Raw genomic sequence first — 25,536 nt, forward strand, 5'->3', positions numbered from 1 at the left:
GCTGCGGGGTCCCGGGAGACCGTTCGGGCTTACTTCTTGCCGAGCAGGCCGGTGCCGAGGAGGCCACCGCCGCCGAGCAGGCCACCGCTCTGCTGGCCACTGGCGCCGGTCGACCCGGTGACGCCGCCGACCACGTTGCCGAGCGTGTTGCCGAGCGTCGGGACCAGGCCCTGCTTGGCCTCCTGGCTCGAGCCCAGGCCGACGGTGTCGGTGACGGGCTTGAGCAGGTTGCCGGTCGCGCCGTTGACGGTGTCAACCAGGCCGTCTGCGGTGCCGCCGACGGTGTCGACCACGCCACCGACGGTGGTGCCGACACCCGGCAGGACGCCGTCGACCAGGTCGGTGACCGGCTTGGTGACGGTGCCGACCGAGGAGGACGCGCCGGCGGGCTTCGTCGGCGTCGACGGGGTCGACGGCGTGTTCGGCTTGGTCGGCGTGGTGCTCGGCTTGTCGACCACGACCGGCGTGGAGGTGGTCGGCGTCGGGAGCACGACGGTGCGGGTGACGGTCGGAGCGGTGCGCTCGGAGGCGCCGACGGGGGCGCTGCTCGAGGCCGGCTCGAAGACGACCGGCGCGGGCTCGACCGGCGCGGTCACGGCGTTGGGACGACCCAGCGCGTCGAGACCGTCACTACCGGGCAGAACGGCCGGCGAGACGAGCACCATCGCCTTGAGGGCGAGGAGCAGAGCGCCGGAGATACCGGCCACGGCCGCGGTCTGCCCGAGAACCCGGACCGAACCCTCGGCGTTGCCACGGTGCTTGGCCGCAATCGCAGCCGCGTTGATGCTGGACATTGAAATCCCACCCCTGGAATCAAAGCTCATTGCTGCGGACACCGAGATGCAGCGTATTTCCCCTGAAGAAAGTCCGCCGCCGCGATTCCCCAGATCGGGCGAGTGACTGTCCCGCCTTTGACGTGACGTTGGGCCATTCGGTTCCAGGTCTTCTGACCTGCGAAAACTCGGGCCCAAAGGCCCTCAAGTCGGGCGGAACCCGCTCAGTGGTAGCGCCGCCAGAGCCCGATCGCGAGGACAATCCCGGCGACCGCGGCGATTTTGACCACGCGGTCGTTTCGCAGGGATCCGTCCTCATTCACGACGAAAGAGCGCGCTTTCGATTTTGCCTCGGCGGCCACGTTCTTGGGTGCCACCCGTTCGGCGATGGCGTCGATGGTCTCGGCGAGGTTGTTGCGCGCCTCTTCGATCTGCGCCTCGAGACGGGCGTTCGCGCCCCCCGACTCCGGTGCCCCGCTCTTGGCCACGACTCGCCTCCTTCGCCTGCCTGGTCCCGCGCAGTCTGTCAGGTTCCGGACAATTCGCGCCGGACGCCCCGCGGTCCGAGGCATCACGGGCACGGGCGGTGCGGGCCGGGACACCGACCGCGGCGTCGAGGACGCCCGGGGCCGAGACCGCCCCACTCGTCCGATCGGCTCGACTTTTCGGGCCGATCGGACATCGCGGCCCCTCAGCGCTCCCCGGACGCTCCGCCCCACCGCCACCATCTCCCCGAGGGCCGTGCAGAAGATCGCGGCCGACCGACGGGGAGAAGTACCGATGCGCCTGGTGCCCGCGGCAACCGCCGCTGTCCTGCTCACCGGCGGCGTGGTCGCCGCCACCGCCCCGACCGCCGCGGCGGCCCTGCCCGCCGAGTGCAACCAGGCCGGCACGACGGTCACCTGCATCTACACCGACACGACCCAGGTCCTGCACTTCACCGTCCCGGCCGGGATCACGGCCGCGCACTTCGACCTCCGCGGGGGATCCGGCGGGAGCGGCACCACCGATGACAACCTCGGCGAACCCGGCGTGGTGACCGGCGCCCCCGGCGGCCTCGGCGGCCGGGTGGAGGCTTCGCTCCCCGTCGTGGCCGGCACGGTCTACGACCTCTTCGTCGGCGCGGCCGCGAACGGCAGCACCGGCGGGGTCAGCGGCGGGTTGGCCAGCGGCGGGAACGGCAGCACGAGTTCAGCGACGTACAACCCGGAAAAGACGGCGGCGGGCGGCGGAGGCGGCGGCGCCTCGTTCGTCTTCGCCCAGGGGAACACCCCGGACACCCCGGCGGCCGTCCCGGTGATCGCCGCCGGCGGTGGCGGCGGCGGATTCTCCGAGGATGTCGAAGGGTTCGGTGGCGCCGGCGGCGGCGAGGCCGGACAGGACGGCGGCGGCGCCGGCGGAGGGGCCGGCGGCGACGGCGGCCCGTCCCGCGTCGGCGGGGCCGGCGAGGACCCGGGCGACGCCTACCTCGGCTTCGGCGGTGGTGGCGGCGGCGTCAGCGGAGGCGGCGGTGGGTTCTGGACCCCGGGCGGCGCCCTCGGTGGTGGAGGCGGCGGCAGCGGCTTCGTCCCCGGCGGCGGCGCGACCGACGCCGACGGCAACCTCGGCGACGGGTCGGTCGTCATCAGCTACACCGTCCCGGCCGACCCGGGCGGCGGCGACGGTGGCAACGGCGGTGGTGGCCCGAAGCCGACCACCCCGCGCTGCCAGGGCGAACTGGCGACCATCGTCGGCACGCCCGGCGACGACATCCTGATCGGCACCCCCGGACGCGACGTCATCCGCGGCCTCGGCGGCAACGACATCATCAAGGGCCGCGGCGGGGACGACCTCATCTGCGGCGACGACGGCAACGACGTCATCCGCGGCGGCACGGGCAACGACCGCATCGTCGGTGGCCGCGGCAACGACACCCTCTACGGCGGCAAGGGCAACGACCGACTCGTCGGCGGCCGCGGCAACGACACCCTCTACGGCGGCAAGGGCGCCGACGACCTGCGCGGCGGCCGCGGCACGGACGTCGGCCGCGGCGGCTGGGGCCGCGACACCTTCCGCGGCATCGAGGACGCCCGGGGCTGACCCGGCGCGGGGCGGAGGACCCCGGGTGGACAGGATGGACTCCTTGTCATCACAACGCGTCGATCAGAACCGCGATCGACCATCTGACAGAGGAGCCGAGCCGTGGCGAACGTCCGCCTGTCCCCCGGGGACACCGCACCCGACTTCACGCTGACCGACGCCGACGGCAAGAAGCACAAGCTCAAGGACTACCGGGGCCGGACGGTCATCCTCTACGCGTACCCGGCGGCGATGACCCCGGGCTGCACCAAGCAGGCCTGCGACTTCCGGGACAACTTCGCCCGGCTCACCGACGCGGGCTACGTCGTGCTCGGCCTCTCCCCCGACTCCGAGGCCAAGCTCGCGAAGTTCCGCGACCGCGACAACGTGCCGTTCCCGTTGCTCTCCGACCCCGACAAGACCGTCCTCACCGCGTACGGCGCCTTCGGCGAGAAGCAGATGTACGGCAAGACCGTCACCGGCGTCATCCGGAGCACGTTCGTCATCGACCCCCAGGGCAAGCTGACCAAAGCGATGTACGGCGTGAAGGCCACCGGCCACGTCGAGCGCCTGCTCCGCGACCTGGAGGTCTGACGCTGCTGAGTCGGACTCGGCCGAACGGCTGAATCCCACTCACCGAACGGCCGGATCCGTCCGATTTCTCCCCCGTTTCCCCCCGTCCCGGGTGACGATCACGACAGGCACGTGAGTGCCACTCACCGCATGGCGATCACTCGGGGGATCTCGTGGGCTCTTCGACCCGTGGCCTCGTCCTGACGACGGCGTCCGCGCTGGCCGCCCTGGCCGGCTTCGCGACGCTCGGCGCCAGTGCCGCGGCCGCCCTGCCCGGTGGCTGCACCCAGGCAGCGCAGACGGTGACGTGCACGTTCACCGACTCCACCCAGGTCCTGCACTTCACCGTCCCGGAGCAGGTCACCGCGTTGACGTTCGACGTCCGCGGGGGCCGGGGCGGCGGGTACGGCGGTGCCGGTGGTCACGTCGTCGCGACCCTGCCGGCCGATCCCGGCGACGTGCTCGACCTGTTCGTGGGCGCGGGTGGCGAGAACGGCGGCCAGACCGCGGGGCAGCCCGGCGGCGGGGCCGGCACCTCCATGTCCGCCGGGGGCGGTGGGGGAACCTTCGTGTTCGCAGGCGGGAGCCCGACCGGGGCCGACCACGTTCCGCTGATCGCCGCCGGGGGCGGCGGTGGCGGGGGCAGCAACGAGTACGCCGTCGGCGGGGCCGGGGGCGGCACGGCCGGGGGCGACGCCGCCGGCGGGGGCGGAAATCTGCCCGGGAAGGGCGGCAGCCAGAGCGCCGGCGGCGCGGCGGTGCTCGGGGACACCGCGGGCGCGAAGGGCCGCGGCGGCCCCGGATTCAACGACGGCGGCGCCGGGGGTGGCGGGGGCTACTACGGCGGCTCCGGCGGCGCCTTCGACGGCGCCGGCGGAGGCGGCAGCGGCTACGTGCCGGAGGGCGCGACCGCCTCGACCCACGAGGACGCCGACGGCTCGATCCGGATCTCCTACGCCCTGCCGGCTCCGCCCGCGACGCCGACCCCGACCCCGACCGCGACCCCGAAGCCGACCCCGAAACCGCCGGTCACGCCCCCGGCACCCCGGTACACCTGCGACGGCGTGGCGGCGACGATCGTCGGCACCCCCGGCAACGACACGATCGTCGGGACCCCCGGCCGCGACGTCATCGTCGGCCGCGGCGGAAACGACACCATCTCCGGCCTCGGCGGCGACGACCTCATCTGCGGCAACGACGGCAACGACACCGTCGACGCCGGCCCCGGCAAGGACCGCGTGATCGGCGGCAGCGGCAACGACACGCTGATCGGCGGCGCAGGCGACGACCGCCTCGACGGCGGTGGCGGCAACGACACCCTGCGCGGCGGCGCGGGCCGCGACACCGCCAACGGCGGCAAGGGCAACGACACCTTCCACGGCATCGAGCGCATCGCCGGCTGACGCTCCGTCAGCACCACGGCACCACGGCACGGCAGCGCGGTCCACCTGGGGCGCGTCTCACTACTGCTCCTCACGGGGGAATGCATGACCATCAACACCCGACACCGCCTCGGAGTCTCCGCCGGCGCCGTTGCGCTGTTCGCCGGCCTCGCACCGCTCGGCACCGCCGCACCCGCGGCCGCCGCACTCCCGAGCGAGTGCGTCGACGGCGGGACAACCGTCACCTGCACGTACACCGACTCCACCCAGGTCCTGCACTTCACCGTCCCGGCGGGGGTCACCACCCTGACCGCGACGACACGAGGCGGATCCGGACGGCACGGCGTCTACTGGTACGACGCCACCGTGATCATCGGCGGGCCGGGTGGCCGCGGCGGCGTGGTGTCCGGCGACCTTCCGGTGACCCCGGGGTCCGTGCTCGACCTGTGGATCGGTGCCGAGGCCACCGCTCGGACCGGCGCGGTCAGCGGCGGCGCCCCCAGCGGCGGGGACGGAAGCGCCATGGAGAGCATCATCAGCCACGAGGGCGGGGGTGGCGGCGGCGGGACCTTCGTCCTCCCGGCCGGGGCGACCCCGACCGGTGCGACCAACCCGCTGATCGCCGCCGGCGGTGGTGGCGGCGGCGACACCGATTTCAGCCTCGGCCCCGGCCGGTCCGGTGGGTCCGGCGGCGGGACGACCGGCGCCGGCGGCGAGTCCGGCTACCTCGTCACCGCCGGCACCGGCGGCACCGAAACGACCGGCGGATCGGCGAACGGTACCCGCGGACGCGGCGGCAACTCCGCGACCTCCGGCGGCGCCGGCGGCGGGGGTGGCTACTACGGCGGCGGCGGCGCCCAGAGCGGACTGACCGGCACCGGCGGCGGGGGCAGCGGCTTCGTGCCTACCGGCGGGTCGTCCGACCCCGCCGGCAACGTCGGTCCGGGCTCGGTCGTGCTCACGTACACCAAGCCCGTGACCCCGCCCGTCACTCCCCCGGTCATCCCGCCGGCCAAGACGTACTACTGCGGCGGGCTGAAGGCCACCATCGTCGGCACCCCCGGCAACGACGTTCTCGTCGGCACCCCGGGCCGGGACGTCATCGTCGGCCGCGGCGGCAACGACATCATCCGCGGACTCGGCGGCAACGACGTCATCTGCGGCAACGACGGCAAGGACACCATCGATGGCGGCAAGGGCAACGACCGCATCATCGGTGGAAGCGGCAACGACACCCTGCGCGGCGGACGCGGCAACGACACCCTCAACGGGGGCAAGGGCAACGACACCCTGATCGGCGGCAAGGGCCGCGATGTCCTCAACGGCGGCAAGGGGCGCGACACCGGCAACGGCGGCCCCGGGAAGAACACCTTCCGCAGCATCGAGCGCAAGACCGGCTGACGCTCCATCAGCTCACCGGGGCGGCCTGAACCCGATCAGTTCAGCGCCGCCCCGGTGGGCTCGAAACCGCGGGGACCCTCGTCGGCCGCGCGGCGGTTGCCGAGCAGGACGGCGAGGGCGTAGTCCAGGTCGAGCCGGTCCCCGTTCCAGGCCGGGGTCGCGGTGTGCGGGGTGATCGAGACCTGGTGCATCGCGGCGAGGCGTTCGGTGGTGCTCAGGTCGACCGGAACCTCGAACTCCGCCGCGACCCCGGTGCCGGCCCGGGCGGCGTCGGGCCGCCAGGTCGCGGGGTTGTCCGGGATGACGACCCGGTCAGGCCGGGTGAACACGAACCCGTGACGCGGGTCGGGGCGGACCCCGAACCCACCTTCGTGCACCGCGCGGTGATGCCGACGGCAGAGCAGGACCAGGTTCCACAGCGCGGTCGGCCCGCCCCAGGACCACCAGAGGACGTGGTGGGCGTCGACGAACCGGGTCTCCGTGCAGCCGGGGAACCGGCATCCGCCGTCGCGCAGGTGCAGAGCGTGCCGCAGCGCCGCGGGGATGGTCCGGGTTCGCCGGCCGACGTCCATCCAGGTCCCGCGTCGCCCGGTCGCCCATCGCTTCCTGCCGGACCGCTCGCCCTCGGTGTTGTGATGGGCCACGATCACCGCCCCGGAGTCGCAGCACAGCCGGCGCACGGTCTCCGGGTGCAGTTCCGGTCCGTTCTCGATGCGCCCGGCACTCTCCTCGCCCACCGTGTCGGTGAGCGCGTCCAGGTCGGTGTGGATCATGACCGAATGGCGGGCGCCGCCGGGGGCCGGCGCCGGACCGGAGGCCAGCAGGGTCTCGGCCAGGACCAGCATCGCGTCGGCGTTGCGCTGCGTGGTGACGCGCTTGGGATAGGCGGCGGGGCCGTGCTCGTCGGCGGGCGTGCCGGAAAACGTTTCCGCGGAAGCGTTGTCGTCCGCGCCGGCCTCGCCGGGCGTGGGGTCCGGCAGGTTGTCCCGGGCCGCTTCGAGCGCGGCCACGATGACCGCCCCGTCCTCCGGGGAGAACCGGCCCTTGAGTTCCAGTGAGCCGTCCTCGGCCCACGACCAGGACACCGAGCGCCGCGCATGCCGGGCGTTGACCTCGTCCCGCGTCCCGGCCCGGCGCATCCCCCGGGCGAGCTCTTCCAACTGAGCCCCGGTGCACGACACGGCGATCTCCACCAGGGACGCCTCGGACTCCGGGGTCGCCACCCGCGTCAGCGCCCGCGCCTTCGAGTAGGACAGTTGCCCCGCCGCCAGCGCGGCCCGGGTCACAGGCAGGTCGGCGAGGGCCCGGGCGGTGCGGATGTGTTCCCGGGCGGCGGTCAGCCCGATGCCACATCGCCACGCGAGCCAGTGCGCGCACGACTTCACGCCCCACGACGCCCAGCCCCGGCGCCGGTCGTACTCCTCGATCAGCGCCAGCCAAGCTCCGGTCGCGGCGGCCAGGTGCCCGGCACCCTCGGTGATGCGGTCCGCCAGCACCTCGATCGGCACCAGCTGCTCGGACTCGGCGTGCGCGGCGGGGAAGTCGCTCATGTCCAACTCCTCTGTCGAACTGATGTTCGGACACTACGAGCTGGCACCGACACTGCTCGACCCGGAGAAAACGCTTCCGCGGAAGCGTCCCCGCCGAACGCTCCGCACGCGGGGCCGTGGCCCGGGACCCCGCGGCCGCTGCCCTACGCTCGTCGGTACGCGGAAGTGGCGGAATTGGCAGACGCGCCAGACTTAGGATCTGGTGCCTTCGGGCGTGGGGGTTCAAGTCCCCCCTTCCGCACCACCTAGGCTGAAGCGATCTTCTTCGGCCCCAGACCAGCGCAGCCGCGCGGAGGATTTCGGCGTGCCCGTGCAGCTATCCGACCTGCTGACTCCGCACCTCACGGGCGTCGAGGCCGTGGTCCAGCTCAGTGGCCCGGCCGTCGCGCTGCCGGGTGAGCTGAGCGCCCGGCCGCCCGCGGACGACGAGCGGTTCGGGCCCGGGACGCTGGTCGTCCTGGCCGACGCGCCGGTCGCGGAGGTCGCGGCCCGGCTGCAGGCGGGGGCGCGGGTGCTGCTCCTCTCGACCGACGCCGGGGACCCGGTGCCGCTGCACCTGATCGGCCGCAGCGGGACCCTGCAACTCCTGGCCGCGAGCGCACTGGAGGACGCCGACCCCGACGCCGACACCGTCGCCGGCGCAGCGCTGCTGACCTGCGTCGAGGCGCACCCCGGGCTCCCGGAGGTGGACCCGGACGACGACGAGGACGTCGACGTCATGAGCGGCGCCGCGGCGACCGCCCGGTACGAACGGGCCATCGCGGGCCGGGACCGGCGGATCCAGTCGTTGGAGGCCCGGATCTCCGCGCTGGAGTCGTCCGCGACGTACGTCGTCGGCCGGACGCTGGTGAACGCGGCGCGGAACCCGCGGAAGGCGAAGACCCTCCCCTCGGACCTGTGGGGCATGTGGAAGGGCCGGGCCGGCCGCTCGCGCAAGGGTGGGGAGGCCGCTCCGGCGACCGCGGCGCCGAGCCGCGGGCTCGCGGCACGCCAGGTCAACGAGCTCGACGACATCGACGCCGGCCTGCTCTACCTGACCCACACCGCGATGGCGATCGGGCCACGGACGGTCCCGGTTCTCGCGGGCATCCTCACCGCCGACACCGCACCCGCGCTGCGCGGGGACGTCGCGAACCCGCACGCGGTCGTGAACACGCTGCTCCCCCACGACGGCGAGGGCATCGTGACGCGCACCGATCCGGACGTCGTCCTCATCGAGTCCGCCGCGCTCGGCGCACCCGGCCCCTGGGCCTACACGACGCAGGGCGCGTACGGGGTGCGGGACAAGGCGCTCGTCGACATCATCACGGCCGCGCGCGCGATGGGGCGCCCGGTGGTCGTCTGGTGGAACTCGCCGCACTACGCCAGCCCCGGGCTGAACCGCGTGGCGACGCACGCCGACCTCGTCCTGACCGACGCCGAACCCGGCCCCGCCCTCGTCGCGCGGCTGAACGCCGAGCTCGACCTCGGCTTCGACCTGCCGGCCGAGCGGGCCGTGGAGGAAAACGCATGACCCGCCGCGCCATGGTCTACGGCCACGTCGACCTCAACCTCATCGACGGCTCGGCCATCTGGGTCCAGGGCATCGTCCAGACACTGTCGAACGCCGGGTGCCAGGTCGACCTGGTCCTGAAGGCGCCGATCAAGACCGACCGTCTCACCGCTCCCCTGGCGGCGCTGCCGAACGTCACGCTCGTGAAGCCGTTCGAGGACGCGCTGCTGCCCGAACTCTCGGGCAAGTCCAACGGTCTGACCCCGGCTCAGGTCTCCAAGGTCCTGAAAGCACTGGACACCAAGGCGCCCTACGACCTCGTCGTCGTGCGCGGCCTCCCGGCGGTGTCCCGTCTCGTCGCCGACGACGTCGCGACCGGCCGCCTGTGGACCTACCTCACCGACGTCCCGCAGTCCATGGTCGAGGCGACCCCGGAGGCCGTCGACCAGCTGACGGCGATCGCGAAGGCGTCGCGCTTCCTGCTCTGCCAGACCGAGGAGCTCCGCGGCTTCTTCGAGGGCCTCGTGCCCGAGGCCTGTGGCCGTTCGGTTCTCTTCCCCCCGGTCGCGCCGGAGGTCACCGGCGTCGAGTCGCCGCCCCCGCCGTCCGCCGACAGTGCGCTCAAGCTCGTCTACACCGGCAAGTACGCGCCGCGCTGGAACACCCTCGAGATGGCCGCGCTGCCCGAGCAGCTCGGCGCCCGCGGGGTCAACGCCGAGCTGCACATGGTCGGTGACAAGGTCCACGACGACCCGAAGGACGCCACGTACAAGGAGCGGATGCAGGCCGCCCTGGAGTCCGGCAAGGGCGTGATCTGGCACGGCGGTCAGCCGCGTGAGAAGGCGATGCAGCTCGCCGGCGCCGCGCACGTCGGCCTGTCCTGGCGCGACGCGGACCTCGACGACAGCCTCGAGCTCTCCACCAAGGTCCTGGAGTACGGCGTGCTCGGTCTGCCGGCCGTGCTGAACCGGACGCCGATGCACGAGCGTCTGCTCGGGCCCGACTACCCGCTGTTCGTCGACGGCATCGGCGCGAACGGGCCGGACCACGGCCTCGGCGAGGTCGTCGACCTGATCGCCGCCGTCGCGACCGACCCCGCCAAGTACGCCCTCGCCCGCGAACGGACCGGCGCCGCCGCCGCCCAGCACACGATGACGAAGGCGACCGAGCGCATGGCCGCCCTGATCGAGCGCGCCTTTCCCTCGCCCCGGCCGAACCTGCCCGCCGCCGGTGCGCGCCCACTGCGGGTCGTCGTCGCCGGGCACGACATGAAGTTCTTCACCCGCATCGCGGACTACCTGGCCGCGCTGCCCGGCGTCGAACTGCGCATGGACCACTGGGAGACCCTGAACCGCCACGACAAGGAACGCAGCCGGGAACTGCTCGACTGGGCCGACGTCATCATCTGCGAGTGGTGCGGCGGCAACGCGATCTGGTACTCGAAGCACAAGCGCTCCAACCAGCGCCTGATCATCCGTCTGCACCGGTTCGAACTGTTCACGAACTACGTCAAGCAGGTGAAGATCCGCAACGTCGACACCGTCGTCTGCGTGAACCGGCACTACGCCGACCTCACCGCGCAAATCACGAAGTGGCCGGCCGAGAAGATCGTGGTGGTCCCGAACTGGGTCGACGGCGCACAGCTGAACCGACCGAAGCTGACGGGTGCCCAGTTCCACCTGGGCATGATCGGCATCGCCCCGGCCCGCAAGCGGATGGACCTGGCGCTCGACGTCCTCGCCGAGCTCCGCCGCGACGACAAGCGCTTCCACCTGTTCGTGAAGAGCAAGCAGGCCTGGGACTACTGGTGGGTCTGGCGGCAGCCCGCCGAGCGCGCGCACGTGGACGACCTGATGCGCCGCATCCGGACGGACCCGAACCTGCGCGACGCGGTCGTCTTCGACGGCTTCGGGCCGGACGTGCCGGCCTGGCTGCGCGGCGTCGGCTGGGTGCTCTCGACCAGCGACGACGAGAGCTTCCACCTCTCCCCCGCCGAGGGCATGGCCTCCGGCGCGGTGCCGGCGGTCCTGCCGTGGCCGGGTGCCCGCACGGTCTACGCCGAGGAGTGGGTGCACGACTCCGCGGCCGCGATCGCGGCGGAGATCCGGACGGTGACCGCCGAGGGCACCTGGGAGGACCGGCGCGCCGAGGCCCAGCGTCAGGTCATCGCCGCGTTCGACCTCCCGGTCGTGTGCAACACCTTCGCGGACCTGCTGACCGGGGCTCCGCAGAGCTGACCGTGGCCCGAGCGACCCGAGCCGCGGCCCTCGCCCTCGGCCTGGCCCTGCTCGGTGCCTGCGGAGGTGGGGACGACACCCGAGCCGTGGAACCCAGCCCCACGCCGGCGACGACCCTCCCCCCGCCGACCGCCACCGTGACCCCGCGTCCGACGGCCACCGCCTCCGCCACACCGACCCGCTCGCCCGCCGCCCGGGTCCCGGCCGCGGGCGGGATCGACGAGCTCGGCCGGATCCCGATTCTGATGTACCACCAGATCCGGACCAAGCTGCGCGCCCCGTCGGACCGGACGCCCGCGCAGTTCCGCGCGGACCTGCGCCGGCTCCACGCCGAGGGCTACCGGCCCGTGACGGCTGCGGACTACGTCGCCGGGAACATCGACCTGCCCGTCGGCACGCACCCGGTGGTGCTGACCTTCGACGACTCCTCCGCCGGCCAGGCGCAGATCGGGCCGGACGGTGAGCCGGAGCCGGACACCGCGCTCGGCATCCTCGAGGCCTTCGGCCGCGCACATCCGGACTTTCGCCCCACCGCCACGTTCTTCGTCCTGACCAACCGCATCCCGTTCAACGACCCCGACGTGCTGCCCTGGCTGGCCGCGAACGGGTACGAGATCGGGGCACACACCCAGTCGCACCCGCAGTTGCCGGACCTCGACGACCTCGCCGTCCAGGAGCAGATCGGCGCCAACGTCGCCGACATCGAGGCCGCGGTCCCCGGGTACCGGGTGCGGACGTTCGCGACCCCGTACGGCCGTCTGCCCCGCAATCCCGAGCTCGCCTGGCGCGGCTCCCACAACGGCGTCCCGTACGAGTTCACCGGCGTCTTCGGCACCGGGGGTACGGCCGCGCTCTCCCCGTTCGCGCCGGCGTTCGACCCCTACGCGATCCCGCGCCTCGCGGCCGGGCTCTCCGCGGCGGAGGCGGTGCTCGCCGAACTGCGCCGGCGCCCGGAGCTCCGGTACACCTCCGACGGCGGCCCGGACCGGGTCAGCGGCGGGCGGCGAGCCAGCGCTTGAGGACGTGCGCGATGCGCGGGCCGGCCTGACCGTCCCACAGCGGCGGGCCCTCCGGCGGCCACTCGGCCTCCGCGGACAGCGCCTCCTTCGCCGCGGCGACCATCGTCGCCGGCGTCACGAGCTTGTTGGTGCCGTGCGTGCAGGTGATGGGGCGCTCGGTGTTCGGACGGGCCGTCAGACACGGCACCTTCAGCGCCGTCGTCTCCTCCTGGACGCCCCCGGAGTCGGTGAGCACCAGGGCCGCACCGCGGACGAGGGACATGAAGTCCAGGTAGCCGAGCGGGTCGACGATCTGCAGGTCCGGCGTCGCGACGAGCCCGGCCTCGGCCAGCGTCGCCCGGCCGCGCGGGTGCAGCGGCAGCACGATCGGCAGCATCCGGCTGACCTCGTTGACCGCCTCGACGAGCTCCCGCGCGGCGGCGACGTCGTCGACGTTGCCGGGCCGGTGCAGGGTCGCGACGCCGTAGCGCTCCGGCAGGCTGAAGCGCGCACGCATCGCCGCGGCGTCGAGCTTGGGCAGCGCGGCGAACAGGCTGTCGATCATCGGGTTGCCGACGAGGTGGACCTTGTCCGGGCTGATGCCCTCCTGCCCGAGCAGGCCGATCGCCTCGGGGCTGGTCGCGAAGAGCAGGTCCGCGAGGGAGTCCGTGACGATCCGGTTGATCTCCTCCGGCATCGTCCGGTCGAACGAGCGCAGGCCGGCCTCGACGTGGCCGAACGGGACGCCCATCTTCGAGCACACCAGCGCCGCGGCGAGGGTGGAGTTCACGTCGCCGTAGACGAGCACGAGCTCCGGGCGGCGCTCCGCGATCAGGTCCTCGAGCCCGGCCAGCAGGGCACCGGTCTGCTTCCCGTGGCTGCCCGAACCGACGCCGAGGTTGGCCACGGGCTCCGGCAGGCCGAGGTCGGCGAAGAACACGTCCGACATCAACGTGTCGTAGTGCTGACCGGTGTGGACGATCTGCTGCGTCAGACCGGGGATCGCCAGGGCGTCGAGCGCCCGGATCACCGGGGCGGCCTTGGGAAAATTGGGACGCGCTCCGAGTACGTGCAGGATCTCCGCGTCCATCGACGGCAGTGTAGTGGGCACCGCGTGTCCCGACCCGGGCAGGCCCGACCGTTCGTCAGCCGGTGATGGCGAACGTCCGGAGCACGCGGCTCCACGGCCCCCGCAGCAGCCACCGCTGCGACCGCCCGGCGGCCCCGGCCGGCAGGACGTGCTCCCGCCATCCGCGGTCGAACTCGCCGATCTGCCGGGTCGCACGCTGGCGGCCCATCACCTCGACGGCCTGCCGGAAGTACCGGCCGGACGCCTTGCCGAACCCCGGGGCCCGGTACCTCGCCGCGAGGCCGAGGTGGATCATCGCGTAACCGTTCCCCCGGGCGGCCGCATCCTCGAGCAGCTCCCGGGCGGCCGCGAAGTCCCGCGGCCCGTTCACGCCACGCAGATGGACCAGGGCGAGCTCGACCATCGCGGCCTCCCGCCCGTCGGCCACGCCCGAGTTCAGCATCTCGATCCGCTCCGGCGTGTAGCGGTCGCGGGCGAGCATCTCGGGGCGACCCGCGCCCACGAGGCGGGGACGTGTGAGGTTCCGCTCGACGTACCCGGAGCCGGTCGCCGGGTCGATCGTCGGCTCGGTCGCGAGGGTCCAGTCCAGGTCGTACCCGTGGCGCTGCAGCGCAGGGTCGAACAGCGGACGGTAGGCGTCGACGTCCACCGGGGTGAACCAGTGCCGCCAGCCCCCGGCCGTCTTGCTGCGCTCGTTGTGAGCGATGTGGTCCCCCACGGTGACCTCGGTGCGGATGGGGACGCCGATCCGCCGCGCGAGGTCGTCCACGTCGCTGGCGAGGAAGTCCTCGTAGCGGATCCGGTGCATGTCCGGGTACCGCTCGCAGACCGCGGCCTCGTCGGCGAAGGCGCGCGAGAACCGCTCCGCGAACGGGCGCCCGACGTCGTGCCGGCGGTAGATCTCCTCCAGGTCCGCGAGCGAGACCGACCGGGGGTCGGCCTCCTTCCGCCGCAGCGCGCCACAGAACTCCGAGACGAACTCGGGATCGCGCGCGGCCGCCCCGATCAGGGGGCGGAACAGGATCCAGCTGATGAGCATGTCGCGCGGGTCGCGGACGAGGTGGATGCGGTGGTCGAACCCGGTGAGATCCAGCCCGCGCTCGACGATGCGGCTCTGCAGCACCTTCGTGACACGCCGCGGCGCCGGATGCGTCGTCAGGAACTGGATCTGGCCCTGGTGGTTGGCCTCGTAGATGGCGAGCCAGTCCCCCTGGCTGCGGATGGCCGAGAACAGGGCGGAGGTACCGGACTTCGCCGCCCCCACCACGACCACGGACAGGGTGGCGGACGTGTCGATGCTTGAAGATCGCGTCGCCATGTGAACTGACCGTACGGACGCAGCGAGCGACTTCTGCCGGTTTCAGGCGCTGCACGCGAACATCTCAGGACCTTGCCAGGAACAACCCGATAGCCTGCTGCGCGTGTCGAATGCGCGTGTGGAACGTCCTGTCCTGGTCATGGGGTGCCCGCGCTCCGGAACGACGCTGATGCGGCTGATGCTGCTCTCGCACCCGCGGATCGCCGTTCCCCCGGAGACCCGCTTCGTGCTCCGCAGCTACTACGAGCGCGCCAAGTTCGGCGATCTCACGCAGGAGGCGAACCGGCGCAAGCTCGCCGAGTTCATCACCGGCAAGCAGGGCCAGTTCGAGCGCCTCGGCATCGACCGGAAGCAGACGATCGAGGCGATCGTCGCCGCACCGCCCACCATCGGGTCCGCGCTCTCCGCGACCTTCGAGCAGTACGCCGCGCGCTTCGACAAGCCGCGCTGGGGCGACAAGTTCCCCACCTACATCGAGCACGTCGACGACCTGCTGCGCCTGTACCCGGACGCCCAGCTGGTCAACATGGTCCGCGACGGCCGGGACGCCGCGGCGTCCCTGACCCGGCAACGCTGGTCCAAGCGCGACACCCCCGAGGCCATCGCCCAGTGGAACCGCGCGATCGACTACGGCCGCCGTGCCGCCAAGCGGGTGCCGCCCGGGCAGTGGATGGAGATCCGCTACGAGGCACTCGTCAGCGACCCCGAGCCCGTGCTCAAGGAGCTGTGCAACTTCATCGGGGAGGACTTCGCCCCCGAGATGCTCACCCCGCACGAGGTCGGCTCCGACGCCACCGTCGACGGGCGCCCGCTCGCGGGCAAGCTCGCCGGTGAGGTGACGACGAGCAGCATCGGCCGCTGGCGGGAGCGCTTCGAGCCGTGGGAGGCCGAGCTGATGAACGCGATGTCGGGCCGCCGGCTGCGTTCGCTCGGCTACGAGGTGCCCAAGGGCGCCCGCCCGTCGCCGAAGGCCGTCGCGCGCACGATCCAGGCCGACCTGGACCACCGCGCCCGCCGGATCCGCCGGCAGCAGAAGGACCTGCTCCAGCGGCGGCAGGAGGCCAAGGCCGGCATCTCGGTGGCGGCCGTCCCGCGCTGAGCCGGCGGCTCAACGCGAACGGGCTCAGCGCCCGACGCGCTCCTGCAGCTTGGAGCGCAGCGCCTTGGCGCGGGCGAGGCCGTCCGCCAGCTGGATGCGGATGCGCTCGGTCGGGACCGCGAACGGCCGGGCCTTGCCCGCGGCCGGGAGCACGTGCTGCCGCCAGGCCGGGTCGAGCGCGAGGATGATCTGGTCGGTCCGCTTGCGTCCGGCGATCGACGCGGCCTTCGAGAAGAACGGGCCCGGGTCGGTCCCCCAGCCGGGGACGCGGTACCGGGCGCCGAGGCCGCGGTGGACCATCGCGTACGCGTTGCCCCGGGCGGAGGCGTCCTCGAGCAGCTCCTTCGCCGCGGCGAGGTCCTGCGGCTGGTGCACCCCGCGCAGGTAGACGAGCGCGAGCTCGATCATCGCGGCCTCGCGGCCGTCCTGGACCCCGGACCGCAGCACCGCCAGACGCGTGTCGTCGTACCTGTCCGCCGGGAGGAACTGCTCGGGACCGTTGCCGATCAGCTGCGGCCGGTTCCGGTTGCGCTCCAGGTACTCCGAGGAGGTCGCCGGGTTGATCTGCGGGTCGCTCGCCAGCGTCCAGTCGAGGTCGTAGTCGTACTTCGCGAGCTGCGGGTCGAAGAGCTCGCGGTAGGTCTCGACGTCGCCCGGGGTGAACCAGTGACGCCAGCCGCCGGCGGACTTGCTGCGCTCGTTGTAGCCGCTGTGCTCGCCGAGGCGGACCTTCGTCGCGATCGGGATGCCGAGGTACTCCGAGACCGCGTCGACCTTGCCGTCGAGGAAGTCCTCGTAGCGCAGGACGTGCATGTCCGGGTACTGGGTCAGCACGTGCTTCTGGTCGGAGAATCCGCGACGCAGTCGGCGCGCGAACGGCATGTCGAGGCCACGGCGCAGATAGATGGCTTCGAGGTCCGCGATGGACACCGACGCCGGGTCGGCCTCCTTCTTCCGCAGCGTCCCGACGAACTCGTTCCAGAAGTCGTCGTCGTGGGCGGAGCCGTGGAGCAGGGGGCGGAACAGCATCCAGCTGATCAGCATGTCCCGGGGGTCACGGACCAGGTAGACCTGCTTGTCGAAGGCGGCGAGGTTCAGGTTCCGCTCGACGACGCGACGGACGAGGATCTTCGTCATCCGCTGCGGTGCCGGATGGTTCGTCAGGAACGCGAGCTGGCGCTCGTTGTTCATCTCGTAGATGGCCAGCCAGTCGCCCACGTTGCGGACGGCCGCGAACAGGGCCGACGTGCCCGACTTGGCGGCCCCGACGACCGCGATGCACGTCATGCCCGAATTCCGATCCGTGTCCGAACGCCACCCCTCACGGGCACCGAGCATACTTGCGCCGGTGAACGCGCTCCGGGCTCTCGTCGGTCCCCTGCTGCGCGGGGCCCTGACACGGCCCGCGCTGACCGCCCGGGTCGTCCGTGACCGCATCACCGAGGACCCCGCCCGCCTCCCCGGTCTGAACCGCCTGCCGCGCACCGCGGCCGGCCGGTCCCGCGACCGGGCCCGCGCACTGGCGCGGTCGGGTGAACTCTCCGCCGCCGTTGCGCTGCTGCCCGCCGGCGACCGGCTGCGCCGGCGCTACGAGGGGGAACTGCGCGCGTACGGGAAGGACCCGGTGCCCTCCCGTGGTGGCGAGCGCGTGGTCGGGACGCCCGGGCGCGTGCTGCACCTCGTCACCAACGCGCTCCCCTACGCCCAGGCGGGCTACACGCTGCGGACGCACCGCATCCTGCGCGCCCAGCGGGCCGCCGGGCTGGACCCGGTCGCGGTCACCCAGTGGGGCTGGCCCGCCCGCGACGGCCACCCGGAGGCAGCGCCGTCGGAGACGATCGACGGGATCGTCTACCACCGGCTGATCCCCACCGGGCCGATCCCGGCCGAGGCCGACCGCCGCCTGCAGCGCGGGGCCGACGCCGCCACCGAGCTCGTGCGCACGCTGCGACCGAGCGTCCTGCACGCAGCGACCGACCACCGCAATGGCACCGTCGCCCTGGCCGTCCGCGAGCGGACCGGGCTGCCGGTCCTCTACGAGATCCGCGGGTTCCTGGAGGAGTCCTGGGCCGCCGGCGCCGCGCTCGACCCGAACGCGGACCTCGAGGCGACGATGCCCGAGCGCATGCGCCTGCACCGGGAGCGCGACACCGCGATCATGGCCGAGGCCGACCTGGTCGCGACGCTGTCGGAGACCATGCGCGCCGAGATCCTCGGTCGTGGCATCCCCGCCGGGAAGATCGTCCTGACCCCGAACGCCGTCGACGCCGCTCTTCTGACGCAACATCACGACCGGGCCGCCGCGCGCCGCGAGTGGGGGCTCGCCGACGACGAGTTCGTCGTCGGCACCGTCTCGAAGCTCGCGGCGTACGAGGGCTTCGACGTCCTGCTCCAGGCCGCCGCCCTGCTCCGGGACCGCGGGTCGAAGGTCCGGGTCCTCCTGGTCGGGGGCGGTCCGTTCCGCCCGACGCTCGACCGGCTGGCCGCCGAGCTCGGGCTGGGACCGGAGCACCTGCTGATGCCCGGTCAGGTCGCCCCGGACGTGGCCCTGCGCGTGGTGGCCGCCCTGGACGTCTTCGTCTGCCCGCGACTCGACCTGCGGGTGACCCGGCTGGTGACTCCGCTCAAGCCGCTGGAGGCCATGGCGGCCGGGCGGCCGCTGGTCCTTTCGGATCTTCCTGCGCTCCGGGAGCTCGTCGACGAGCGCAGCGGCTCCACGCCCGGCCGGGTGGCGGCCGAGCTGGTCCGGCCGGGTGACGCGGAGTCCCTGGCCGCCGGGTTGGAGCGGTTGCGCACCGATTCGTCCCGGTGCGCGGAGTTGGCAGCGGCCGCCCGGGACGTCGTGGCCGAGCGATTCACCTGGGACCGGCTGGCGGAGACGTATCGCGCCCTCTACGCCCGGCTGGGCACCCCGAACGCGTAACCTGGGAAGTCGATCACCGGGGGAAAACCAGGCCCCGGCACGGCGGACTGGATGGGGACATGAGCGGCTTCAAGTACGACCTCGGCGTCATCGGCCTCGGCTACGTAGGCCTGCCGCTCGTGGTCGAGGCGGTGGCCGCCGGTATGCGCGTCGCCGGGGTGGACGCCAGCGAACGCAAGGTCTCCGGGCTGCTCGCCGGGCAGTCCCACGTCGACGACATCAGTGACGCCCAGGTCGCGCACCTGATCGCCAACAACTTCCACCCCACCACCGACTCCACCGTGGTCGGCGACTGCGAGACGGTCGTCATCTGCGTCCCGACCCCGCTGGACGACGACCGCCGCCCCGACCTCGGCGCGGTCAACGCCGCGACCGCCGCCATCGCGGCGCACCTGAAGCCGGGTCAGCTCGTCGTGCTGGAGTCCACCACCTGGCCGGGCACCACGCGCGACGTCCTGCTGCCCGCCCTGGAGGCCGGTGGCCTTCAGGCCGGTTCGGACTTCTTCCTCGCCTTCTCCCCCGAGCGCATCGACCCGGGCAACCCGACCTTCGGCCTGCGCAACACCCCGAAGGTCGTCGGCGGCCACACGCTCGCCTGCCGGGACCGCGCCGTCGCGTTCTACGGGAAGATCGTCGAGACCGTCGTGCCGGTGAAGGGCACCGCCGAGGCCGAGATGGCCAAGCTGCTCGAGAACACCTACCGGCACGTGAACATCGCGCTCGTCAACGAGATGGCGATGTTCTGCAACGAGCTCGGCATCGACCTGTGGTCCGCGATCGACGCGGCCGCGACGAAGCCGTTCGGCTTCCAGGCGTTCCGCCCCGGCCCCGGCGTCGGCGGGCACTGCATCCCGATCGACCCGAACTACCTCTCGCACGCCGTGCGCAAGCTCGGCTACCCGTTCCACTTCGTGGAGCTGGCGCAGGAGGTCAACGAGCGGATGCCGGTCTACGTCGCCCAGCGCGCGACGCGGCTGCTCAACACCCAGCGCAAGGCGGTCAACGGCTCGAACATCCTGCTGCTCGGCGTGACCTACAAGCCGGACATCGCCGACGAGCGCGAGACGCCGGCACTGCCGTTGGTCCGTCGCCTGCGGGCGCTCGGGGCCGAGGTCAGCTACTGCGACCCGCACGTCCCGTCGTGGACGGTCGACGGCACCCCGGTGCCGAAGGTCGACGACCTCGGCGACGGCGTCCGGCTCGCGGACCTGTCGATCCTGCTCGCCCCGCACCGCGCGTTCGACCTCGACGTGATCACCGGCGGCCAGCTCGTGCTGGACACCCGCGGCGTGCTGACCGCGTCGCCCACGGTCGAGCGCCTCTGACGCGGAGGCGTCCACCGGTCATGCGCGTCCTCGTGATGACGGTCGTGCACCATCCGGAGGATGCCCGGATCCTGCACCGCGAGATCGCCTCGCTGACCGCGGCCGGACACGCGGTCGTGTACGCGGCGCCGTTCTCGGCCCGGGATGTGTCGCCCCGGGACGGACTGGAGGGCGTCGACCTGCCGCGCTCGGCCGGGCGCAACCGGCTCGGCGCGGTGAAGGCCGCGCGTGCCGCGTACCGGCGGCTGCGGGACGAGGTCGACATCACCGTCCTGCACGACCCCGAGCTGCTCCTCGCCGTCGCCGGCGCGCACCGCGGCCGGCCGGTGGTGTGGGACGTGCACGAGGACACCGCCGCCGCGCTCGGCATGAAGGCCTGGCTCCCCCGCCCGGCGCGCGTCCCCCTCGCCGGGGCCGTCCGGCTCGCGGAGAGCGTCGCGGAGCGGTCGGTGCACCTCATGCTCGCCGAGCACGGGTACGTCGACCGGTTCCGCCGCCCGCACCCGGTGGTGCCGAACCAGACGCTGGTGCCCGCGCAGGTCCCGCCCCCGGGCGCGGACCGGGCCGTGTACCTCGGCGCGATCACCCTGGAGCGCGGCGCGGCCGAGATGGTCGCCGTCGCCCGCCGGCTCGCGCCCGAGGGCGTCCGGGTCGAGCTGATCGGCGGCGCCGACGCGGCCGCGACGCCGCTGCTGGAGCAGGCCGTCGCCGACGGCGTCCTCGACTGGGCCGGGTTCCAGCCCAACGACGCCGCCCTCGCCCGGTTGCCCGGGGCCCTGGCGGGTCTGTCGCTGCTGACCGACCAGCCCAACTACCGCCACTCGATGCCGACCAAGGTCATCGAGTACATGGCGCACGGGCTGCCCGTCGTCACCACGCCGAACCCGCCCGCGGCGGACCTGGTCACCCGGCACGAGTGCGGGACGGTCGTCGGCTGGGACGACCCGGCCGCCGCGGCGGCCGCGGTGCTCCGGCTGCGCGACGACGCCGAGCGCCGGCTCGCCTACGGCCGCCGCGGCCACGAGGCCGCCCTCGCCGAGCACGACTGGCGCACGGCCGGCGAGACGTTCGTCGCCCAGCTCGAGGCCTGGGCGCGGGCCGGGTCCTGACCCGAAAGGTCAGTCGAGGACGAGGTCGTCCGAGGAGCTCGGCTCCTCCGCCGGCAGGGCGGTGCCCCACGCGGCGAGGAACGCGTCCGCCGCGGCGTTCATGCGTGCCAGCGTCGCGGCGGTCTCGGCGCCGATCCGCTCGGCGTTCGCCTCACCGACCTCGTCGAGGATCGAGTCCTTGGTCCGGGTCGGGCGGAACAGGTTGTCGCCGCGGGTGCCGAGGAACTTGTTGACCGCCCCGAACGACGGCCCGCCCTGGAGCAGGCGGTCGTAGCAGACGACGCCGATCCGGGCGTCGTTCGCGTCGAGGGCCGAGGAGTTGATGCGGTTCCACTCGTTGGCGAAGCGCGCGGCGTCGTTGCGGTCGGTCCAGCGCTCCGCGCGGGACCGGAAGACCGCGACCGGGTCGCGGTAGATCCAGGCGACCTTGACCTCGTAGTCCGCGAACGGGGCGAGGAAGTCCGCGACCGGCGTCTTGAACACCGACTGGATCGGCTTGAGCAGCACCTTGTGCGGCGCGCAGGACCGCAGGAACCCGCGGATCTCCGGCTCGGGGCGGAGCTTCCACCGGGCGTACAGCTCGCTGTTCTCGCGCTCGTTGAAGCCCATCACCCACGGGTCGAGCGAGAGCGACTGCCGCAGGGCGTTCGTGCCGGAGCGTTGCGAACCGAGCACGAAGATCAGCGCCGGGCGCCGCCCGGGGCGGAACTTCGAGATCACGCTGCTCACCCTAACGAGCGGTCCTCGTCCGGGAGGTCGCCCCGGTACCAGTCGTCGAGCAGGCTCTGCAGGTCCGAGGCGATCCAGACCGCCTCGCGCAGGTCGGGCTGCCAGAGGTAGACGTCGGGCTCGGTGACCTCGTCACCCTCGAGCTCGTAGGCCAGCAGGCGGCCGTCCCCGGCGTCGCCGAAGAACAGCAGGTCGTCGTCGGCACCGTCGGGCAGTGCCGGGGTCGACCCGGCGGTCCGGAGCAGGACGTTCTCCTCGGCGATCCGCTCCGCCGGCCAGACGGGCTCCCCGCGGCCGATGCCGACCACGCCGTCGGACTCCAGCAGCAGCGTGCGCAGGGCGTCGGGCAGGATCAGCCCGAGCCGGTCCTCGGCGTCGGCCAGGACGTCGGGATCCACCGGCTCGGCGAGCGCGATCGTGCCCTCAAGGGTGTCGAGGCCACGCAACCATGCGGTCCACATCGCGGTTCAATCTAGCCGCCGGTGCTGGGAGTTCCCCCTAAGCGCGCGGCGATGTGGGGGACGAGCGCGCGCAGCGCACGGCCCCGGTGGCTGATCGCGTCCTTCTCGGCCGCGTCCATCTCGGCGGTGGTCCGGTCGTACCCGTTCGGACGAAAGATGGGGTCGTAGCCGAACCCGTTCTCGCCCCGCCGCTCCCGCAGGAGGACGCCGAACACCTCGCCGGTCACGACCTCGGCCTCCCCGGACGGGAGGGCCAGGGCGGCGGCACACGCGAAGTGGGCGCCCCGCCGGTCGTCGGGGAGGTCGGCGAGCTGGCCGAGGACGAGGTCGAGGTTCGCCTCGTCGTCGCCGTGCCGGCCCGCCCAGCGGGCCGAAAGGATGCCCGGCATCCCGTTCAGGGCGTCGACGCACAGCCCGGAGTCGTCGGCCACCGCCGGCCGCCCGGTCGCCGCGGCGACGGCCCGCGCCTTCAGCACGGCGTTCTCGGCGAACGTCGCGCCGGTCTCGGCGATGTCGGGCACCTCGGCGAACACCTCGGGCCCGGCGAGCTCGACCTGGAGGCCGGCCTCGTCGAGGATCCGCCGGAGCTCGGCGAGCTTCTTGTGATTGCGGGTGGCGAGGACCAGCTGCGGCTTCGTCGTCACCGGTTCACCGGCGGGACGGCCAGCGCCTCGAGCTGAATACGCGTCAGATCCGCGCAGCCCTTGACCGCGAGGTCGAGCAGACCGTCGAGCAGCTTGCGGTCGAAGGGCTCGCCCTCGGCGGTGCCCTGGACCTCGACGAAGCGCCCGTCGCCCGTGCAGACGACGTTCATGTCGGTCTCGGCAGCGACGTCCTCGACGTACTCCAGGTCGAGCCGGGGCTCGCCGTCGAGGATGCCGACGCTGACGGCCGCGACCGAACCGGTGAGGGGCTCGCCGGCGAGCGCACCCTTGGCGCGCAGCCACTCGACCGCGTCGGCGAGGGCGACGTACGCGCCGGTGATGGCCGCGGTGCGGGTGCCGCCGTCGGCCTGGAGCACGTCGCAGTCGAGCAGGATCGTGTTCTCCCCCAGCGCCTTGTAGTCGATGACCGCGCGCAGGCTGCGGCCGATCAGGCGGGAGATCTCGTGGGTGCGGCCGCCGAGCTTGCCCTTGACCGACTCACGGTCGCCGCGGGTGTGCGTCGCGCGCGGCAGCATCGCGTACTCGGCGCTGACCCAGCCGAGCCCGGATCCCTTGCGCCAGCGCGGAACACCCTGGGTGACGGAGGCGGCGCACAGCACGCGGGTCTTGCCGAACTCGACGAGCACGGACCCCTCGGCGTGGTCGAGCCACTGCCGGGTGATGGTGACGGGACGGAGCTGGTCGTTCGCGCGATTCTCGGGTCGAGGCATCCCGCGAGCCTAACTAGAGCGTGTAGACGGCTCCGGGGTGGGCGAGCTCGATCGGGCCCTCGAAGTTGCCGGTGGCCTCGTTCAGCGTGCGCTCCGGGTCGTTCCACGGCGGGATGTGCGTGAGGACCAGACGGTCAGCCCCGGCCCGGGCGGCGTGCTCCGCGGCCTCGCGACCGTTGAGGTGGATCTCCGGCACGTCGTCGCGGCCGTCCTGGAACGAGGCCTCGCACAGGAACAGGTCGGAGTCCTTCGCCAGCCGGACCAGGCCGTCGCAGGCACCGGTGTCGCCGGAGTAGGTGAGGACCTTGCCGTCGTGCTCGATCCGCAGGCCGTACGCGTCGATCGGGTGCACGAGCAGGTCGGTCGTGATGCGCAGCGGGCCGAGCTCGAAGGCGCCGTCGGGGAACAGCGTGAAGTCGAACTCGCCGTGCATGCCGGGGTCCATCGGCAGGTCGTAGGCGCGCGCCATGCGGTCGGCCGAGTCGGCCGGGCCGTAGACCGGGATCCGGGGCGCGGAGCCCTCCGGCCGGTACTTGCGCGCGACGTAGTAGCCGCACAGGTCCATGCAGTGGTCCGCGTGCAGGTGGGAGAGCAGCACGGCGTCGATGTCGTAGACGTCGGTGTAGCGCTGCAGGGCGCCCAGCGCCCCCGAGCCCATGTCGAGGAGCACCTTGAAGCCCTCGACCTCGAGCAGGTAGCAGCTCGCAGGCGACGCCGGCCCGGGGAAGGACCCCGAGCAGCCGATCACCGTCAACTTCACGCGATAGCTCCCATCACGCCGACCGACCCCAGCGCCTCGACGACGCCGATGTCCGGTCCGAGGAACCGGCGCCCCACGGCGGCGAACGGCTGCCGGTCCCCGGTGGCGAGGAACCGGTGCGTCGGAGCGGGCAGCTCCGCCGAACGCGTGAGACCTGAGTCGACGAGTACGCGGTACACGTCCTTGGCAGTCTCGTCGGCGGACGAGACGAGGGTGACGCCGTCGCCCAGGACGTGCGCCAGCACGCCGGTGAGCAACGGGTAGTGCGTGCAGCCGAGGACGACGGTGTCGACGCCGGCTTCCTGCAGCGGGGCCAGGTACTCGGTGGCGACGGCGAGCACCTCGTCGCCGGAGGTCCGGCCGCGCTCGGCGAACTCGACGAACCGTGGGCAGGCAGTCACGGTCAGTTCGATCTGGGGGGCGGCGGCGAAGGCGTCCTCGTAGGCCTTGGACGTCTTCGTCGCCTGCGTGCAGATGACGCCGACGCGGGAGTTCCGGGTGGCCGCGACGGCCCGGCGCACGGCGGGGCGGATGACCTCGACGACCGGCACCGGGTACCGCTCGCGGGCATCGCGCAGCACCGCGGCGGAGGCGGTGTTGCACGCGATCACGAGCAGTTTCACGCCTTCGTCGACGAGGTGGTCCATGACGTCCAGGGCCAGGGCGCGCACCTGGGCGATCGGGCGAGGACCGTAAGGCGCGTGGGCCGTGTCACCGACATAGACGATCGGCTCGGCGGGCAACTGATCGAGCACCGCGCGAGCCACCGTCAGTCCTCCGACTCCACTGTCGAAGATGCCGATGCCTGCCTCAGACATATGCCAAGACGGTAAGGGAGACGGCCGGGAAACAGCGGAGAAACCCGCGGTCGCCTTGGTCACAC

At 72.9% G+C, this 25,536-nt stretch carries 23 protein-coding genes and 1 tRNA gene; 12 read left to right on the forward strand and 12 right to left on the reverse strand.

The annotated features are described in order from the left end of the window. Window positions 1-29: 29 nt before the first annotated feature. Both ABD401_RS11335 and ABD401_RS11340 read right to left on the reverse strand, forming a co-directional pair. Window positions 30-794 carry a hypothetical protein gene (locus tag ABD401_RS11335; protein WP_344604699.1) on the reverse strand — a complete coding sequence of 255 codons (765 nt, stop codon included), beginning with the start codon at window positions 792-794 and terminating at the stop codon, window positions 30-32. Between the two features lie 203 nt (window positions 795-997). Continuing rightward, the gene (locus tag ABD401_RS11340) at window positions 998-1,261 is read right to left on the reverse strand and encodes a DUF3618 domain-containing protein (protein ID WP_344604701.1); all 264 of its coding nucleotides are present in this window, start codon (window positions 1,259-1,261) and stop codon (window positions 998-1,000) included. 292 nt (window positions 1,262-1,553) lie between these two features. Here ABD401_RS11340 and ABD401_RS11345 point away from each other — a divergent pair, with 292 nt between their 5' ends. The 4 genes from ABD401_RS11345 to ABD401_RS11360 all read left to right on the forward strand — a co-directional run bounded on the left by ABD401_RS11345 (window position 1,554) and on the right by ABD401_RS11360 (window position 6,187). Further along, window positions 1,554-2,852 (forward strand): calcium-binding protein, encoded by a 1,299-nt coding sequence (locus ABD401_RS11345; RefSeq protein ID WP_344604703.1) that lies wholly within the window; start codon window positions 1,554-1,556, stop codon window positions 2,850-2,852. A gap of 102 nt (window positions 2,853-2,954) precedes the next feature. Then, window positions 2,955-3,425 (forward strand): thioredoxin-dependent thiol peroxidase, encoded by a 471-nt coding sequence (bcp, locus tag ABD401_RS11350; RefSeq protein WP_344604705.1) that lies wholly within the window; start codon window positions 2,955-2,957, stop codon window positions 3,423-3,425. Window positions 3,426-3,577: 152 nt separating this feature from the next. Next, window positions 3,578-4,807 (forward strand): calcium-binding protein, encoded by a 1,230-nt coding sequence (locus ABD401_RS11355; protein ID WP_344604707.1) that lies wholly within the window; start codon window positions 3,578-3,580, stop codon window positions 4,805-4,807. A gap of 84 nt (window positions 4,808-4,891) precedes the next feature. Beyond that, on the forward strand, window positions 4,892-6,187 hold the full coding sequence (locus tag ABD401_RS11360; RefSeq protein ID WP_344604709.1) for a calcium-binding protein: 1,296 nt from the start codon (window positions 4,892-4,894) through the stop codon (window positions 6,185-6,187). 35 nt (window positions 6,188-6,222) lie between these two features. Here ABD401_RS11360 and ABD401_RS11365 read toward each other — a convergent pair whose 3' ends face one another. Continuing rightward, window positions 6,223-7,737: an HNH endonuclease signature motif containing protein gene (locus tag ABD401_RS11365; protein WP_344604711.1), complete on the reverse strand. Its 1,515-nt coding sequence runs from the start codon at window positions 7,735-7,737 to the stop codon at window positions 6,223-6,225. Window positions 7,738-7,896: 159 nt separating this feature from the next. On the opposite strand from ABD401_RS11365, the gene ABD401_RS11370 reads away from it, so the two are divergent. The 4 genes from ABD401_RS11370 (at window position 7,897) to ABD401_RS11385 (ending at window position 12,485) form a co-directional block, all read left to right on the forward strand. Beyond that, window positions 7,897-7,981, forward strand: a tRNA-Leu gene (locus ABD401_RS11370). Between the two features lie 60 nt (window positions 7,982-8,041). Further along, window positions 8,042-9,250 (forward strand): hypothetical protein, encoded by a 1,209-nt coding sequence (locus tag ABD401_RS11375; RefSeq protein WP_344604713.1) that lies wholly within the window; start codon window positions 8,042-8,044, stop codon window positions 9,248-9,250. After that, window positions 9,247-11,466, forward strand: coding sequence for a glycosyltransferase family protein (locus ABD401_RS11380; RefSeq protein ID WP_344604715.1), 2,220 nt, complete (start codon window positions 9,247-9,249; stop codon window positions 11,464-11,466). The genes ABD401_RS11375 and ABD401_RS11380 overlap by 4 nt, the downstream gene beginning before the upstream one ends. 2 nt (window positions 11,467-11,468) lie before the next feature. Then, window positions 11,469-12,485, forward strand: coding sequence for a polysaccharide deacetylase family protein (locus ABD401_RS11385; protein ID WP_344604717.1), 1,017 nt, complete (start codon window positions 11,469-11,471; stop codon window positions 12,483-12,485). On the opposite strand, the gene wecB is transcribed toward ABD401_RS11385, so the two are convergent. After that, complete coding sequence (gene wecB / locus ABD401_RS11390; RefSeq protein WP_344604719.1) at window positions 12,457-13,554, reverse strand: non-hydrolyzing UDP-N-acetylglucosamine 2-epimerase; 1,098 nt, start codon at window positions 13,552-13,554, stop codon at window positions 12,457-12,459. The two genes, ABD401_RS11385 and wecB, sit on opposite strands and share 29 nt — an antisense overlap. 55 nt (window positions 13,555-13,609) lie before the next feature. Next, on the reverse strand, window positions 13,610-14,872 hold the full coding sequence (locus ABD401_RS11395; protein WP_344604722.1) for an SEL1-like repeat protein: 1,263 nt from the start codon (window positions 14,870-14,872) through the stop codon (window positions 13,610-13,612). Window positions 14,873-14,990: 118 nt separating this feature from the next. On the opposite strand from ABD401_RS11395, the gene ABD401_RS11400 reads away from it, so the two are divergent. Then, window positions 14,991-15,971, forward strand: coding sequence for a sulfotransferase family protein (locus tag ABD401_RS11400; RefSeq protein WP_344604724.1), 981 nt, complete (start codon window positions 14,991-14,993; stop codon window positions 15,969-15,971). A gap of 24 nt (window positions 15,972-15,995) precedes the next feature. On the opposite strand, the gene ABD401_RS11405 is transcribed toward ABD401_RS11400, so the two are convergent. Next, complete coding sequence (locus ABD401_RS11405) at window positions 15,996-17,258, reverse strand: sulfotransferase domain-containing protein (protein ID WP_344604726.1); 1,263 nt, start codon at window positions 17,256-17,258, stop codon at window positions 15,996-15,998. 61 nt (window positions 17,259-17,319) lie between these two features. Between ABD401_RS11405 and ABD401_RS11410 the strand changes: the two genes are divergently transcribed. From ABD401_RS11410 to ABD401_RS11420, 3 genes are read left to right on the forward strand one after another with little or no spacing between them, the layout of a single operon-like run. Continuing rightward, window positions 17,320-18,894, forward strand: coding sequence for a glycosyltransferase family 4 protein (locus tag ABD401_RS11410; RefSeq protein ID WP_344604728.1), 1,575 nt, complete (start codon window positions 17,320-17,322; stop codon window positions 18,892-18,894). A 59-nt stretch (window positions 18,895-18,953) separates the two neighbouring features. Further along, window positions 18,954-20,219 (forward strand): nucleotide sugar dehydrogenase, encoded by a 1,266-nt coding sequence (locus tag ABD401_RS11415; RefSeq protein ID WP_344604730.1) that lies wholly within the window; start codon window positions 18,954-18,956, stop codon window positions 20,217-20,219. 20 nt (window positions 20,220-20,239) lie between these two features. Then, window positions 20,240-21,328, forward strand: a complete 1,089-nt coding sequence (locus tag ABD401_RS11420) for a glycosyltransferase (protein WP_344604732.1) — start codon at window positions 20,240-20,242, stop codon at window positions 21,326-21,328. A 9-nt stretch (window positions 21,329-21,337) separates the two neighbouring features. Here the strand turns inward: ABD401_RS11420 and ABD401_RS11425 are convergent, their stop codons facing one another. From ABD401_RS11425 to murI, 6 genes are read right to left on the reverse strand one after another with little or no spacing between them, the layout of a single operon-like run. Next, window positions 21,338-22,048: a hypothetical protein gene (locus ABD401_RS11425; RefSeq protein ID WP_344604734.1), complete on the reverse strand. Its 711-nt coding sequence runs from the start codon at window positions 22,046-22,048 to the stop codon at window positions 21,338-21,340. Between the two features lie 5 nt (window positions 22,049-22,053). Further along, the gene (locus tag ABD401_RS11430; protein ID WP_344604736.1) at window positions 22,054-22,518 is read right to left on the reverse strand and encodes an SMI1/KNR4 family protein; all 465 of its coding nucleotides are present in this window, start codon (window positions 22,516-22,518) and stop codon (window positions 22,054-22,056) included. An 11-nt stretch (window positions 22,519-22,529) separates the two neighbouring features. Next, on the reverse strand, window positions 22,530-23,162 hold the full coding sequence (gene rdgB, locus ABD401_RS11435; RefSeq protein WP_344604738.1) for an RdgB/HAM1 family non-canonical purine NTP pyrophosphatase: 633 nt from the start codon (window positions 23,160-23,162) through the stop codon (window positions 22,530-22,532). Further along, window positions 23,159-23,893, reverse strand: coding sequence for a ribonuclease PH (gene rph / locus ABD401_RS11440; protein WP_344604740.1), 735 nt, complete (start codon window positions 23,891-23,893; stop codon window positions 23,159-23,161). Before rph ends, rdgB begins: the two co-directional genes overlap by 4 nt. A 13-nt stretch (window positions 23,894-23,906) precedes the next feature. Further along, window positions 23,907-24,653, reverse strand: a complete 747-nt coding sequence (locus ABD401_RS11445) for an MBL fold metallo-hydrolase (RefSeq protein WP_344604742.1) — start codon at window positions 24,651-24,653, stop codon at window positions 23,907-23,909. Then, window positions 24,650-25,471: a glutamate racemase gene (gene murI / locus ABD401_RS11450; RefSeq protein ID WP_344604744.1), complete on the reverse strand. Its 822-nt coding sequence runs from the start codon at window positions 25,469-25,471 to the stop codon at window positions 24,650-24,652. Before murI ends, ABD401_RS11445 begins: the two co-directional genes overlap by 4 nt. Window positions 25,472-25,536 lie beyond the last annotated feature (65 nt).

Origin of the sequence: Sporichthya brevicatena, from assembly GCF_039525035.1 — a bacterium.
Taxonomy (GTDB): Bacteria; Actinomycetota; Actinomycetes; order Sporichthyales; family Sporichthyaceae; genus Sporichthya; species Sporichthya brevicatena.